The 13,092-nt window shown below is 68.7% G+C and carries 13 protein-coding genes and 1 tRNA gene; 5 read left to right on the top strand and 9 right to left on the bottom strand.

All coding sequences use genetic code 11. The features are described from left to right. Positions 1–192: 192 nt before the first annotated feature. Genes ACFO8M_RS03165 through ACFO8M_RS03155 form a run of 3 tightly spaced genes read left to right on the top strand, consistent with a single transcriptional unit; the run spans position 193 to position 3,307 of the window. A complete protein-coding gene (locus ACFO8M_RS03165; protein ID WP_387970357.1) occupies positions 193–1,299 on the top strand; it encodes a non-reducing end alpha-L-arabinofuranosidase family hydrolase in 1,107 nt (368 codons plus the stop codon). Between the two features lie 11 nt (positions 1,300–1,310). Next, positions 1,311–2,261, top strand: a complete 951-nt coding sequence (locus ACFO8M_RS03160; protein ID WP_387970355.1) for an alpha/beta hydrolase family protein — start codon at positions 1,311–1,313, stop codon at positions 2,259–2,261. A gap of 20 nt (positions 2,262–2,281) precedes the next feature. Then, positions 2,282–3,307 (top strand): endo-1,4-beta-xylanase, encoded by a 1,026-nt coding sequence (locus ACFO8M_RS03155; RefSeq protein WP_387970352.1) that lies wholly within the window; start codon positions 2,282–2,284, stop codon positions 3,305–3,307. An 88-nt stretch (positions 3,308–3,395) separates the two neighbouring features. Here the strand turns inward: ACFO8M_RS03155 and ACFO8M_RS03150 are convergent, their stop codons facing one another. From ACFO8M_RS03150 to ACFO8M_RS03140, 3 genes are all read right to left on the bottom strand, one after another. Beyond that, positions 3,396–3,959 carry a dihydrofolate reductase family protein gene (locus tag ACFO8M_RS03150; protein ID WP_387970349.1) on the bottom strand — a complete coding sequence of 188 codons (564 nt, stop codon included), beginning with the start codon at positions 3,957–3,959 and terminating at the stop codon, positions 3,396–3,398. 244 nt (positions 3,960–4,203) lie between these two features. Then, positions 4,204–4,557 carry a hypothetical protein gene (locus ACFO8M_RS03145; protein ID WP_387970348.1) on the bottom strand — a complete coding sequence of 118 codons (354 nt, stop codon included), beginning with the start codon at positions 4,555–4,557 and terminating at the stop codon, positions 4,204–4,206. 458 nt (positions 4,558–5,015) lie between these two features. After that, positions 5,016–5,092: transfer RNA gene (locus tag ACFO8M_RS03140), tRNA-Pro, on the bottom strand. 201 nt (positions 5,093–5,293) lie between these two features. On the opposite strand from ACFO8M_RS03140, the gene ACFO8M_RS03135 reads away from it, so the two are divergent. Both ACFO8M_RS03135 and ACFO8M_RS03130 read left to right on the top strand, forming a co-directional pair. After that, on the top strand, positions 5,294–5,983 hold the full coding sequence (locus ACFO8M_RS03135) for a TetR/AcrR family transcriptional regulator C-terminal domain-containing protein (RefSeq protein WP_387970345.1): 690 nt from the start codon (positions 5,294–5,296) through the stop codon (positions 5,981–5,983). A gap of 102 nt (positions 5,984–6,085) precedes the next feature. Further along, on the top strand, positions 6,086–7,081 hold the full coding sequence (locus ACFO8M_RS03130) for an NAD(P)-dependent alcohol dehydrogenase (protein ID WP_387970342.1): 996 nt from the start codon (positions 6,086–6,088) through the stop codon (positions 7,079–7,081). 76 nt (positions 7,082–7,157) lie between these two features. Here ACFO8M_RS03130 and ACFO8M_RS03125 read toward each other — a convergent pair whose 3' ends face one another. The 6 genes from ACFO8M_RS03125 to ligD all read right to left on the bottom strand — a co-directional run bounded on the left by ACFO8M_RS03125 (position 7,158) and on the right by ligD (position 13,065). Further along, positions 7,158–7,361, bottom strand: a complete 204-nt coding sequence (locus ACFO8M_RS03125; RefSeq protein WP_205324737.1) for a cold-shock protein — start codon at positions 7,359–7,361, stop codon at positions 7,158–7,160. A gap of 280 nt (positions 7,362–7,641) precedes the next feature. Then, positions 7,642–9,189, bottom strand: a complete 1,548-nt coding sequence (locus tag ACFO8M_RS03120; RefSeq protein WP_387970340.1) for a hypothetical protein — start codon at positions 9,187–9,189, stop codon at positions 7,642–7,644. 69 nt (positions 9,190–9,258) lie between these two features. After that, positions 9,259–10,065 (bottom strand): HAD-IIB family hydrolase, encoded by an 807-nt coding sequence (locus ACFO8M_RS03115; protein WP_387970338.1) that lies wholly within the window; start codon positions 10,063–10,065, stop codon positions 9,259–9,261. Positions 10,066–10,286: 221 nt separating this feature from the next. Continuing rightward, a complete protein-coding gene (locus ACFO8M_RS03110) occupies positions 10,287–10,817 on the bottom strand; it encodes a phage antirepressor KilAC domain-containing protein (protein WP_387970335.1) in 531 nt (176 codons plus the stop codon). Between the two features lie 110 nt (positions 10,818–10,927). Beyond that, the gene (locus ACFO8M_RS03105) at positions 10,928–12,076 is read right to left on the bottom strand and encodes an alpha/beta hydrolase family protein (protein WP_387970332.1); all 1,149 of its coding nucleotides are present in this window, start codon (positions 12,074–12,076) and stop codon (positions 10,928–10,930) included. A gap of 77 nt (positions 12,077–12,153) precedes the next feature. After that, the gene (ligD, locus tag ACFO8M_RS03100) at positions 12,154–13,065 is read right to left on the bottom strand and encodes a non-homologous end-joining DNA ligase (protein ID WP_387970330.1); all 912 of its coding nucleotides are present in this window, start codon (positions 13,063–13,065) and stop codon (positions 12,154–12,156) included. Between the last annotated feature and the right edge of the window lie 27 nt (positions 13,066–13,092).

Below are 13,092 nucleotides of genomic sequence, written 5' to 3'. Positions count from 1 at the left end.
CGCGTATCGGTCCTGGGCGCAACTTAAACGGCCCCATAAAGTCCGATCAGTCGACTACGCTCCGTTCGTTTTGATTGGATTTGCGTTTTTCGCCCCGTACGTCTTGACGCAATATCGAGCGCTATCTATAGTTTGGAACCGTAAGTTTCGGAGAAGATTCCGAAAGTTTCAAACGAAGGAGAGAGCCTCACGATGCTCCGCATGCCAGTCCGCCGCCGCACCAGGGTCGCGCTCGCGGCCTCGGTCGCCGTGGGGGCCTTGGTGGTCGGGGTGACCTCCGTCCACGCCCGGCCGTTCCAGGCCGAGGCCGCCACGGACGAGGACCCGCCCACCGCCCAGCAACTGCCCGAGAGCTACCAGTGGACCTCCACCGGCGCGCTCATCGAGCCCAAACCCGATGCCTCGCACCAGATCGTCTCCGTCAAGGACCCGACCGTGGTGCAGCACGACGACGAATGGCTGGTCTACATGACCACCGCCAACACCGCCGGGAACTGGAGCCTGGGCTACACCGGCTTCACCGACTGGGGCCAGGCCTCCGCCGCACCGCAGTCCTTCCTGGACACCAACCCGAACATCGGCACCCGGTACGCCGCTGCTCCGCACGTGTTCTACTTCGAGCCGGGCGACGAGTGGTACCTCGTCTACCAGACCGGCCTGCCGTCCTACTCCACCAGCGACGACCCGACCGACCCGCAGAGCTGGTCGGCGCCGAAGAACTTCCAGGACAGCGTTCCCGACATCGTCCAGGAGAACATGGGCGACGGCAACTGGCTCGACTACTGGGTCATCTGCGACGACGCCATGTGCTACCTGTTCTCCTCGGACGACAACGGCCACCTGTACCGGGCCGAGACCACGATCGGGGAGTTCCCGAACGGGTTCGACAACACGCAGATCGTCCTGCAGGACGACAAGTTCGACCTGTTCGAGGGCGAAGCGGTCTACCGGGTCGGCGACACCGACACCTATCTGCTCCTCATGGAGGCCATCGCCTCCGACGGCAGCCGGTACTACCGCTCGTTCACCTCGCAGGGCCTCACCGGCGAATGGCAGCCACTCGCGGACACACAGGACGATCCGTTCGCCGGACCGGCCAACGTGGACTTCCCCGACGGCGCATGGACCCGCGACATCAGCCACGGCGAACTCCTCCGGTCCGGGAACGACCAGACGATGACCATCGACCCGTGCAACCTCCAGCTGCTCTACCAGGGCCGCGATCCGAACTCCGGCGGCGACTACTCGCAGCTGCCGTACCGGCTCGGCCTCGCGACCCAGAGCAACCCCAGCTGTTAAGGAGCCAAGCCATGCCAATGCAACGACGGAAAGTCCTGGGCCTCGGTCTCGCCGGAGCCGCGAGCGCGGGCGCGTTCGCGCTCGGCGCCAACCACGCCCTGGCCGATCCACAGTCCGGAATGGACCTAGCTCCTTCCCAGGCCGCGCCGACCGACCCGTTCGCGATCGGCGTGCGCGAGTTCGCCTGGAGCCGCGGGGACCGCCGCCTCACCACCCGCATCTTCTACCCCGCCACGGGGAACCCGGGCGGCGAGCCGGTGCGGGACGCACCGATCGCCGACGGGGTCTTCCCGGTCTGCGAGTTCAGCCACGGCCTCGGCGGCAACCCCGAGAGCTACGGGCCGCTGGTGCGACCGCTGGCCGCGGCGGGCTTCATCGTCCCCGCGCCGGTCTTCCCCACCATCTCGAGCGGTACCGAAGGCAACGTCGGCGACGTCTACAACGGCAACCAGTCGATGGACGTCTCCGAGGTCATCACCCAGACGCTCGCGCTGAACGACGCCGCGGGCGACCCGTTCGCCGGGCGCCTGAACGTCGACGCGGGCGTCGGCGTGGCCGGTCATTCCCTGGGCGGCATGACGACCCACGGGCTGCTGACCGCGTGGCCGGACGACCGGATCACCGCCGCGGTCCCGTTCGCGTGCGTGGACATGGGCGACCCGGCCGCCGCCGTGGCGGCCGACGTCCTGTTCGTCCACGGCGACCAGGACGGGATCTGCCGGTACGACCTGGCACGCCAGGCGTACGACGAACTGCCGGCGCCGAAGGCGTTCCTGACGCACCTCGGCATCGGCCACGACGAGTACATCTGGGGCGATGCCAACCACGATGCGACCGTAGCCACCTATGTGGACTGGATGCGCTGGAGCCTCTACGGCGACACCGCCGCCCGCGACCGACTCGCGCAGGACGCCGCCGCCCCGGGACTCGTCTGGGACGCCGACCTCGCCCACAGCTCCTGAATCACGGAGAAGGAAAAGCCATGACCGACAAGTCAGCACGGCGCATTCGTCGCCGCATCACCGCGGCAGCGGCCGCGACGGCCGCCGCGAGCCTGGCCGCGGCCGGGGCGATGATGTTCGCCGGCAGCGCCTCCGCAGCGGAGACCCTCGGCGCTTCGGCAGCCGAGAACGGCCGGTACTTCGGTGCCGCCATCGCGCCGAACTTCCTCGGCGAGGAGGGCTACTCCTCCACGTTGAACGCCGAGTTCAACAGCATCGTGGCCGAGAACGCCATGAAGTGGGACGCCACCGAGCCCAGCCCCGGCCAGTTCACCTTCACCGGGGGCGACCAGCTCGTCGCCCTCGCGCAGGAGCAGAACATGGAGGTGCGCGGCCACACGCTCGTCTGGCACGCGCAGCAGCCCGCATGGGTGCAGGGCCTCACCGGGCAGGCGCTGCACGACGCGATGACCGAACACATCGCGGGCGTCGCGGGGCACTACCAGGGGGAGATCACCTCCTGGGACGTGGTCAACGAGGCCTTCGAATGGGACGGTTCACGCCGCCAGTCGAACCTGCAGACCCAGTTGGGCGACGGCTGGATCGAGGACGCGTTCCGCGCCGCCGACGCGGCCGACCCCGACGCGAAGCTCTGCTACAACGACTACGGCACCGACGGTGTCAACGCCAAGAGCGACGCGATCTACGACATGGTGGTCGACTTCCAGGCCCGCGGCGTGCCGATCGACTGCGTCGGGTTCCAGACCCACCTGAGCTCCGACTCGGATCTCAGCTCCTACCAGGAGAACCTGCAGCGCTTCGGGGACCTCGGCGTGGACGTGGAGATCACCGAACTCGACGTCGGCGGCTCGGGCTCGGCCCAGGCCGACGTGTACCGCACCGTCACCGAGGCGTGTTTGAACGTCGACCGCTGCACCGGCATCACCGTCTGGGGCATCACCGACAAGTACTCGTGGCGCGGTGAGGAGACGCCGCTGCTCTTCGACGGGAACTACCAGAAGAAAGAGGCGTACGAGGCCGTCCTCGACGCGCTGAACGCCGCTTGACCGTCACCCCGGGGCGGACGCGGGCCCCAGCCCGCGTCCGCCGCTCCGAATCGGAGCGGCCACCTCGCAGAGTGCGCTGCGGGGTGGCCTACCGCGTCACACGGTAGTGCAGATAGACGAACTTCGAGTTGAAGGTGCGCGTCTCGACCAGTTCGAGATCCTCCCGCCGCTCCTGCCGGGGGAAGTACGGAATGCCGCCGCCGACCAGCACCGGATGGACGATGACCCGGTACTCGTCGATCAACCCCAGCTCGGCCGCCTCGGCGGCGAGCGTCGCCCCGCCGATCGCGATCTCGCCCTCCCCCGGCTCGGCCCGCAACCGCTGGATCTCCTCCCCCACACTGCCGGAGGCCAGCCGGGCATGGCCCTCCACACTCGACAGCGTCCTGGAGAACACCACCTTCGGCAGCGGATTCCACAACCTGATCCACTCCAGCTCCGCCTCACCGAGCGAGGGATCCTGATCGGCGGTCTCCCAATACAGCATCGTCTCGTACAGCTTCCGCCCCAGCAGATGGACGCCGACCCCGCGGATCTCGTCGATCCAGAACCGGAACACGTCCGGATCAGGAGCCGTCCAGTCGAACCTGCCATCAGGCCCGACGATGTAGCCGTCCACTGACGCGCTCATCGAATAGGTCACGCTGCGCACGAAAACCCCTCCTCAGTATCGGCTTCGACCATACGACCGCCGACCGACACTTCCTGCGCCAAAACCGACATGTTCGACCTGCCGCATCTCGGCGGCCGACACGCGCCGCATGCCCCATTCGGCGCGGGCCCCATGGACGCGCGCGGAGGCGCAAACCTGCACGATCTCCAACAGGTCCGGCAGGTGCGCGAGTTCCGCGCAAAGCAGCCGCCGCAGCGCCCAGGACTGCTCGATTCAGGGGATCTCAGCGTCGCGGTCGAGACCGCAGCGCGACCGTGACGATGCCGCCGACGGAGACCGCAGCGAGCACCGGCACGGCTGCTTTCGCAGCGCGCGGCGGCAGCACCAGCTCGAACAGCGGAACCGGATCTGCTACTCGTCGTTGCAGCGGTGTAAGCGGGCAGTCGCCCCGACCGATCAACAGGCCTACTCCTTCCAGGGAGAGGGCCGCGATCGAGAAGGGGAGCATTCGGTCACGGCGCCCGCTCAACGCGCAGACCCACACATGCGCCAGGCTACCGAGTTCGACCCCCGCGATCGCGATGTGAAGCCCCCGCAGCGCCTTGGCGCGCCGGCCGATCCGTCTCCGCTCACTCATATCCCTAGCATGACCACCTGGCCTGCGTTCCGCAGCCGACCGGCGTCCTCACTCGCGCTTTGTCGACGACGCCTGGTGGCATCCCTGGACATCCTGCGCAAGCCCGCGCGTGCCATCCGAACCGGTGTCGGCGCATGGTCCGGGCTCAGCGAATCCGCCGAGGTCGGCGCCCTCGCCGTGGTCGTCCCTTTGGCTAGGCTCCGGCCGCGCTGGTCGCGCAAGACGTGATGACCAGCCTTCCAGTGGCCGACCCGAAATCTGTGCGCGCAGGCAGATGCCGTCAGCCTGATCAAACGGCCGCAGCGGCGAGCCCGATTGAGCGGCCTACGGAGACGGCTCAGCCGGCGCCCCACCCGCAGCGAGGCGTGGAAGCACCGAGGCCGCCTCCGCGGAGACAGTTCTGGCCAGTCGATGCATCGACTGGCCAGAACTGAGATATATTCACATATTTACTTACATGGTCGGGACGACAGGATTTGAACCTGCGACCCCTCGCTCCCAAAGCGAGTGCGCTACCAAGCTGCGCCACGTCCCGATTCGGCCGCCGTCGAGCGGCCGTAGCCAGGGTACAGCACAGCCGCGCTCGAGCGCTCTCAGGTATTCGTGCGACGCGTTGGGACACATTGGTGGGGATCGCGGTTTGACCTGCGTGAACGGCGGGGTCGTGGGGTGGATGACCGGCGGGCGTGGTCGGCGGGGCGGCTTACGTTGTACGGTACGCCGGGGAGGGGTGGCGATGGCGGGAACGCGTGCGGGTTCGGGGGCCGGGTCGCAGGTCGGGTTGAGCCGGGAGCGGGTGCTGCGCGGCGCGGTCGCGATCGCCGATGAACGCGGGCTGGCGGCGCTGACGATGCGGAGCCTGGCGGAGTCGCTCGGCGTCGAGGCGATGTCGCTGTACCACCATGTGGCCAACAAGGAGGCGGTGCTCGACGGGCTGGTCGAAATCGTCATGGCCGAGATCGAGCAGGCCGTGGCCGGCCTGGATGCCCCCGAACCCGAGGACGACTGGAAGACGGCGATGCGCATGCGCGTACTCGCCGCACGCGAGGTGCTGGTGCGTCACCCTTGGGCGCCAAGCGTGTTCGAGACGCGGACGGGCACGAGCCTGGCGGTGGCGCGGTACTTCGACGGGGTACTCGGGTTGATGCGCCGCGGCGGGTTCAGTTACGAGCTGGGGCACCGGGCGCTGCACGCCCTGGGGAGCCGCGCGCTGGGCTTCTCGCAGGAGTTGTTCGAGCCCGACGCCGTCGAGGCCTCGGAGGAGGCGGTGGCGGCCATGGCCGAGCACGTGCCGCATCTGGTCGCGATGATCGCGGACGCCTCGCACGACGGCGCACTGCTCGGATGGTGCGACTACCAGGCCGAGTTCGAGTTCGGGCTGGATCTGATCCTGGACGGCCTGGAGCGGTTGCGCGCCGGTTCCTGAGCTTCGTCCTCGCTGTTCGTGCTGGTGGTTCGTGCTGCCGCTTGACAGTCTTACGCCGTAAGTCTAGGCTGGCTTACAACGTAAGGATGAGGAGGCGGGGCCGTGAAAGCCATCGTCCAGGAGCGCTACGGTGCACCCGAAGCGGTGCTCAAGCTCAAAGAGATCGACCGGCCGGTACCCGGGCCGGACCAGGTGCTCGTCCGCATGCGGGCCAGCAGCGTCAACACCCCCGACTGGATCGGCGTCACCGGCGTCCCGTACCTGCTGCGAGTCGGCGGCACGCGGCGGCGGGAGGACACGGTGCGCGGCAGCGATGTCGCCGGGATCGTCGAGCAGACGGGAACGGCCGTAACGGATCTCAAGCCCGGCGACGAGGTGTTCGGGTCGTTGTGGACGAGCGAGCTCACGACCGCAGGCGCCTTCGCGGAGTACGCACTCGTGCCGGCCGATCAGCTCGCACCGAAACCGGCCGAGGTGAGCTTCGAGGAGGCGGCCGCATCGGTCATGTCGGGCGTGACCGCCTTGTGCGCCATGCGCGACACCGTCAAGGTCGGCGAGGGCATGCGGGTGCTCGTCAACGGCGCCTCCGGCGGCGTGGGCACCTTCGCCGTCCAGTTCGCCGCGCATTTCGGCGCCGAGGTCACCGGTGTCTGCGGCCCGTCGAACGTGGCGATGGTCCGCGACCTCGGCGCTCACCATGTGATCGACTACAGCCGAGTCGATTTCACCCGGGAGAGCGAACGCTACGACGTCATCCTCGACAACGTCTTGAACCATCCGCCGAGCCGGACCGCTCGCGCGCTGGCGCCCGGCGGGGTGCTCATCCCCAACAGCGTCGGGAACTCCGGCGGGATGTTCGCGGGACTGGGGCGCATGGCGCGCGCCAAGCTGCTGGGGTTGACGCACCGCGCGGACGTGCGGTTCTCCCCCTCGGAGGCCACACGCGAGAATCTGAACGCGATCGGCGGGCTGCTCGCCTCGGGCGCGATCACGGCGGTCATCGACCGGTCCTACACCCTCGAGGAGACCCCGAAGGCCATCGCGCACATGCTCGGACACCACGCGCGCGGCAATATCGTCATCATCGTGCCGGACTGAAACCGGCCCCGGACACCATGAAAGCCGCTGTCCTTCGCATGAAGGGCAGCGGCTTCGTGTTTAAGAGCTGTGGAGGCTAGAGCGCGCGCAGGTTAGCGGCCTGCGGACCCTTGTTGCCCTGCTCGATGTCGAACTCAACCCGCTGGTTCTCCTCGAGCGACTTGTAGCCGTTGCCGGTGATCGCGGAGAAGTGAACGAAGATGTCGGGGCCGTCGCCCTCCGGAGCGATGAAGCCGAAGCCCTTCTCCGAGTTGAACCACTTAACGGTGCCTTGCGCCATTACTACATATCCTTGGTGTTGATGCTCAGACCAGCGGCTGTGTTCCCCGGGACGAATCCCTGGTCGCACTCTTGCCGCCGTGCGGTCTGATATTGCCGCCATTGCTGGCGCTTCACCACTTCGAATCGAACGAGTCCGAACCGAGGTGGCCATTGGACCTTACATCACTCCCGTCACGATGCGCTCGGCCCGCGCGGAAATTATTCTCGCATTTGACCATTTGTCCGAGTATGTCCATGAATTTTGTCGGTTTGGGTGCCCAAGGTCATGCAGTTCATGCTCAATCCATGAGCCGATAGAACATCTCGCGGACCTCCTTGTCGCTGAAATCGGCCAGCGCCTCGTTCGGCGGGAAGGCGCCGTAGTACGTCATCTCGTTCGGACAGGGGGAGCCGATCTCCTCGGTGTAGGACGCGACCTCCGCGCCGGTCCGCAGCTCGTAGACCTTGATCTCGAATCGGCTGGCGTGGAAGGAAACCGAGCTGTACGGGATCGGCGAGGGGTCCTCCCAGGCGTACCTGCAGGTCTCCAGGTGCTTCCCCTGCTCGGGGCCTTCGACGCAGGTCACCAGGACGGTCTCGTTCACGCTGCCGGCCTGCCAGGAGCCGGGGAAGCCGTACTCGGACGGGTCGAGGCCGAAGGTCCACATCGCATGGGGGCCTTCGCCTTCGTAGGCGGGGGCGGCCCGGTAGGGGGCCGGGTTGTCGCAGTATTCGCCGCCGCTGAGGAGGCCGTCGACGTTGTCGTATTCGATCGCGGTCTCGACCGCGTACAGCTCATCGGTGGCGGCGGCGGCCAGGTCGTGGTCGGGGTAGGCGGCGAGGAACGCGGTGTAGGCGTCGCGGGCGTCCTCGAGTTCGGCGGCCTCGGAGCGCAGGCGGGCGCAGTCGACCATCCTGACCGGTACCTGTCCGGCGGCGTCCGCGATCGGTTCGGCCAGTTCGGGAGCGTCCCACTGCTGGGCGTAGATCCAGGTGTTGATCTGCATGACCTTGCAGGCGAGGCGGTCTGCGGCGAGATCGGTCAAGAGGTCTTCGACGACTTCGCGGACGCGGTCTGATTGGCCCGGTGTCGTTTCGAGGGTGGTCGCGAGCTGGGCGAAGGCGGCTTCGAGCGCGGATTCGATGTCGGATTCGCCGCTTCGGGCCGTGGCGAGGAGGAGGTCGGCGCGTTCGGGGCCGGCGCCTTCCCAGAGCGCACCGGGGTGGTCCATGTAGTCGACCATCGTGTTCGCGCCGACCTGGGGCTCCTCGCTGAGCGCCTGGAGCAGGATGCGGCAGGCCTCAAGCTGCTCCTCGCCGTCGGCGGTGACCGCGCCCGAGGTGATCCGGTGCGCGGCCTCCAGGGACTCCAGGGACTGCGCTGCGGCGGCGCAGTCGCCTTCGGTCTGGGCCGCCGCCGCGCCGCGGACGGTGAGCCACGCGTCGAGGCGCAGGCCGGCGACCATGAGCAGGGCGATGGCGGCGGCGCCGAGGGCGAGGAGCCGCACCCGCGGGACGCGGCCGGGTCCGTCGGGGTCGAGCAGTGCCGCATCGGTGCCGCGGGTGAGGTGCCAGGCGTGGAGGGTCATCGCGATCCACCACAGGCCGAACAGGATCCGCCATGGCAGGTTCTCGGGGTCGAGGGCGAGCGCGTAGAGGAGGAAGGCGGTCCCGATGAGCGCGATCGCGGCGAGCCGCGGCCGATTCAGGAGCATGTAGCCGAGGCCGAACGCGGTGGCGTTCCCGGCGACGGCGGCGAGCTGGTCGACCGGGCGCGTGACGGGCTTGCGCGGCGTGAGCGGCTTCGTCTCGGGCGGTGGGGGCGGGGGCGACATGTCGGGGTACACGGGAACTCCTCGGTCCGGCGGTTCCCCGATGGGACCACGGCGGAGGCGGGACCGGTCCCGACAAAAGCCCTAGTGGAGGGCGAGCAGTTGCTCGATGACGTGGGCGACGCCGTCGTCGGCGTTCGATCCGCAGCGGTCCGTGGCGGCCTCGGCCGCTTCGGGATGGGCGCCGGCGACGGCGTACGAGCGGCCCGCCCACTGGAGCATCGGCACGTCGTTCGGCATGTCCCCGAAAGCGATCACGTCGGCGGCGTCCACACCGCGCGCTGCGCACCAGGCGGCGAGTGCGGCGGCTTTGGAGACGTCGGCGGCGGTGATCTCCAGCAGTCCCGCCCCGCCCGAATGGGAGAGGTGCACGCCGGGCAGTGCCACTGCGCGGGCGGCGGCGAGCATCGCGTCGGCTCCGCCGTCGGCGTCGTGCACGAGGAGTTTGACGATCTGGGTCGCGGCAGTGAAGATCTCGTCGGCGGTCTCGACGAACACGCGCTTGTCGCCGACACTGTCCACTTTGCTATAGCCGGGCTCGGCGACGACTTCGAAGCCGGTCTCGACCGCGACTTTCACGCTCGGCAGCGCCGCCCGGAGCGTCTTCGCCACGGCTGCAGCGGTCTCGGCGTCGAGGGTGCGAGACGCTTCGAACTCGCGTCGCTCTGGCGAGTAGACGACGGCGCCGTTCGCGCAGATCGCGGCGTCGACCGAGGCGGCCAGCGCGGGCCATTCGTCGAAGACCCGGGGCGGGCGGGCCGTCACCGCGAGGACGGCGATGCCTTGGCCGCGAGCCGTTTGCAGCGCAATGCGGGAGCGTTCGGTGAGGACGCCGCCGGGGGCGAGGAGGGTGCCGTCCAGATCCGTTGCGATCACGCGGGGTCGGTTCACCGCCACAGTGTCGCAGTGCGCGCGAAACGGCGGGGCCCGATCGTCTCGGGAGGCGATCGGGCCCACTCGTTGTCAGGGCCCCTTGGGGAATCCCCGGTGAGGCGGTATCCGAGTCCATTTGTTCGCTCGCAAGGCGGAAGGGCCTCTGAATACCGGTGTTGTATTCAGTGGCCCGACAACGCAGCGAGCGGGCGAACGGGCCGGATAGCGACCGCCCGGCCCTAAGGCCGGTTGTCCTCGGGACGGGTCGGGACGGCCCGGCCCGAGTCGCGGGCCTCCTTGAGCGGCAACGGGTCCGAGGTGCCGAGGCGCTGGCGCAACTCGGACAGGCCCTTCAAGGTGATGCGCAGCTGCGGTGCGTCCAGCAGGAGCTCGCCGGTCCTCGGGTGGTGGTGGGACTGCGGGATCTCGGTGAGCCAGCCGCTGTCGACCGCGGACTGGCGGGCCCGCCAAGCCCGGTCGCGCCGTTGGCGGTACGCCCAGTGGAGGTCCTCGAGCGCCCTGAACAGACGGTTCTGGCCGAGGGCGATCGCTGGGTCTCTAGAGAGGATCTTCGCGGCGTCGGCGGCTGAGAACGTGCCGCGCGCAGAGGCGAGGCGGTGCCAGGACTCGGCGGCGGGCGCGAGCGCCTCGAGGTGCGATTCGGCGGTGTCGGCGCGATCGGCCTCCTCCAGCACCATGAGGGCGAGGTCGCGGTTGGTGAGCCCTCGCGGTCGGCGAAGGTCGGTGTGCGGGTTCGGGGTGATGGTCATGCATCTACTCCGTTCGTCGTGTTCTACCCCCGATTCTATTCGGGGGGTACGACATTCCAGCCCGCTGCGAACCCGCGAACCCACAGGTCAACGTCGAAATCTCGGCTCGGTCAGAGCGAGGCCAGATAGGACTCCAGTGTCGCGGTGTAGGCGGCCGGGTCCTCGTTCCAGGACGCGGTGTGGCCGGAGGCGGTCTCCATGACGGTGGTCTGCGCTGGGTCGAGCATGTCGGCGAAGTCGAGGGTGGCGGTGTGGTCCACGGTCTCGTCTGCGGTGTCGACGTAGAGGAGGATCGGGAGGCCGAAGTCGTCGGCGAAGTTCCGCTGGTCGAGTTCGTCGAGGTCGATGTCGGCGCGGAATTCGACGATGCGCTTGGCGGCCCAGGTGATCGGGGGGATGACGTCCCGGTCGGCGGCCTGCATGTCGAGGGTGGAGTTCCAGTCCATGACGGGCGAGTCGAAGACGAGGCCCTTGACCGGGGCGGTGTCGTCGAGTTCGCGGTAGGCGCTGGCGATCGTCGCGCCGCCCATGGACCAGCCGTGCAGGATGACGTCCTGCGCGCCGTTGGCGAGGGCGTAGTCGACGGCGGCCGCCACGTCGTCGCTCTCGTACTCGCCGAGGCTGTGCAATCCGTTGGGGGCCTTGGGGGCGCCTTCGTCGTTGCGGTAGGTGACGGCGAGGACGGGGTAGCCGAGATCGGCGTAGACGCCGACGCCGCGGAGGGTCTCGGCAGGAGAGGCGTTGCGGCCGTGGACGGTGATGACCCAGGTGCCGGAGTCGTTCGGCAGGTACCAGGCGGGCATGTCGCCCAGGTCGGTCGGGACTGCGACGTCCTCGAAGTCGAGGCCGAGGCCGGTCTTCGGGTCGTCGCGGAAGGTCCACTTGTCGATGCGGGCCTTGGTGCCTTCGGTGAGGTCGCCGAAGAGGATCGCGTCGAGCGTGCGGGTGACCGTGGCGTCGTCGCCGGCGACGACCTCGCCGAGCACGGCCTGGCCGCCGTCCCATTGGAGGCCCCAGGTGCCGGGCTGCTCGGTGGCCTCGCTCAGCGGGAGCGTGACAGTGGTGTCGTCGACGGCCTCGACGGTGAGCTCGTACGGGTCCTCTTCGTGGGTGACGTTGAGGACCTCGCCGGAGAAGTACCAGCCGGCCGCGCCGAGCCCGCCGAGGGCGAGCACGAGGAGCACGCTGAGGGTGATGACGAGCGGGCGCAGCCAGCGGCGCCTGCGGGCCGGAGCGTCGGTTTCCAGGGTTGTCTTCACGTGGCGTCCTCGGAGGTCAAAGGGGTGTTCCACTCGATCCTAGTCGGCGGTGTCCCGTGCGGCCTCGGGCTCAGGTGCTAGTCCCCCAGGGCGAGGAGGCGCTCGCGGGCGGCGGTCGCCGACGCGGCGTGGTCGTCGATGTCCGCCCACGGGTCGCGTTTGCGGGCGAGGCGCCTGCTGATCGATGCGGTGTCGCGGCCGCCCGGGGTGGCACGGCCGAGTTCGTCCCAGTCGAGTGGCGTGGCGACCGGCGCGCCGGGCCGGGCGCGCAGCGAATACGGGGCGATGAACGTCTGGCCGTAGCCGTTCCGGTTGCAGTCCAAGAAGATCCGGTCGCCGCGCCGCTGCTTGCGCTGCGCGGTGGTCAGAAGGTCGGGGTCGTCGGCGACGAGGCCGTCGGCGAGGTCGGTGGCGAAGCCGCGCACGAAGTCGAAGTCGGCCGATCGGTCCAGCGGCGCGACCACATGGAAGCCGCGCCCGCCCGTGGCCTGCACGAACGGGGTCAGGCCGAGTGCGGTGTAGCGGTCGCGGATCCGGCGTGCGACATCCCGGAGGGTCGCCACCTCGGTGCCGTCGGGCGGATCGATGTCGATCACGAGCCGGTCGGGGTGATCCGGTTTATCCAAGGTGGAGAGCCAGATGTGGAACTCGACGGTGGCCTGGTTCGCCAAGTACACCAACGTCGCCTCGTCCTCGCACACCACGTAGTTCACCGTGCCGTCGCCCGCCTGCGGCATCTCGACCGAGCGGATCCAGTCGGGGAAATAGTCGGAGGCGTGCTTCTGGAAGAACCCGTCTTCGCCGATGCCGTCTGGGAAGCGCCGCAGCGTCAGCGGCCGCTCGGCCAGGTGCGGGATCATCGCGTCGGCCACGGCCCGGTAGTGGTCGAGCATGTCGCCCTTGCTCACGTGATCGCCCGGGAACAGCTCCTTCTCGGCCTTCGACACTGCGAAATCGTGCCCGTTGATGTGCATGGTCCGTGTCGACATGGGCGGAAGGTACCCGGGCCGCGCTGA

Origin of the sequence: Glycomyces rhizosphaerae (genome assembly GCF_042647865.1) — a bacterium.
GTDB classification, from domain to species: Bacteria; Actinomycetota; Actinomycetes; order Mycobacteriales; family Micromonosporaceae; genus Glycomyces; species Glycomyces rhizosphaerae.
Note: the sequence above shows the minus strand (reverse complement) of the source record. Positions and strands in the feature narration are given on the sequence as shown.

Bases quoted from the DNA above. Each gene is read 5' to 3' on its own strand.
- ACFO8M_RS03110 (WP_387970335.1), bottom strand. From the start codon at position 10,817: ATGACCATCACCCCGAACCCGCACACCGACCTTCGCCGACCGCGAGGG.
- ACFO8M_RS03135 (WP_387970345.1), top strand. From the start codon at position 5,294: ATGGCGGGAACGCGTGCGGGTTCGGGGGCCGGGTCGCAGGTCGGGTTG.
- ligD (WP_387970330.1), bottom strand. From the start codon at position 13,065: ATGTCGACACGGACCATGCACATCAACGGGCACGATTTCGCAGTGTCG.
- ACFO8M_RS03155 (WP_387970352.1), top strand. From the start codon at position 2,282: ATGACCGACAAGTCAGCACGGCGCATTCGTCGCCGCATCACCGCGGCA.
- ACFO8M_RS03160 (WP_387970355.1), top strand. From the start codon at position 1,311: ATGCCAATGCAACGACGGAAAGTCCTGGGCCTCGGTCTCGCCGGAGCC.
- ACFO8M_RS03165 (WP_387970357.1), top strand. From the start codon at position 193: ATGCTCCGCATGCCAGTCCGCCGCCGCACCAGGGTCGCGCTCGCGGCC.
- ACFO8M_RS03145 (WP_387970348.1), bottom strand. From the start codon at position 4,557: ATGAGTGAGCGGAGACGGATCGGCCGGCGCGCCAAGGCGCTGCGGGGG.
- ACFO8M_RS03125 (WP_205324737.1), bottom strand. From the start codon at position 7,361: ATGGCGCAAGGCACCGTTAAGTGGTTCAACTCGGAGAAGGGCTTCGGC.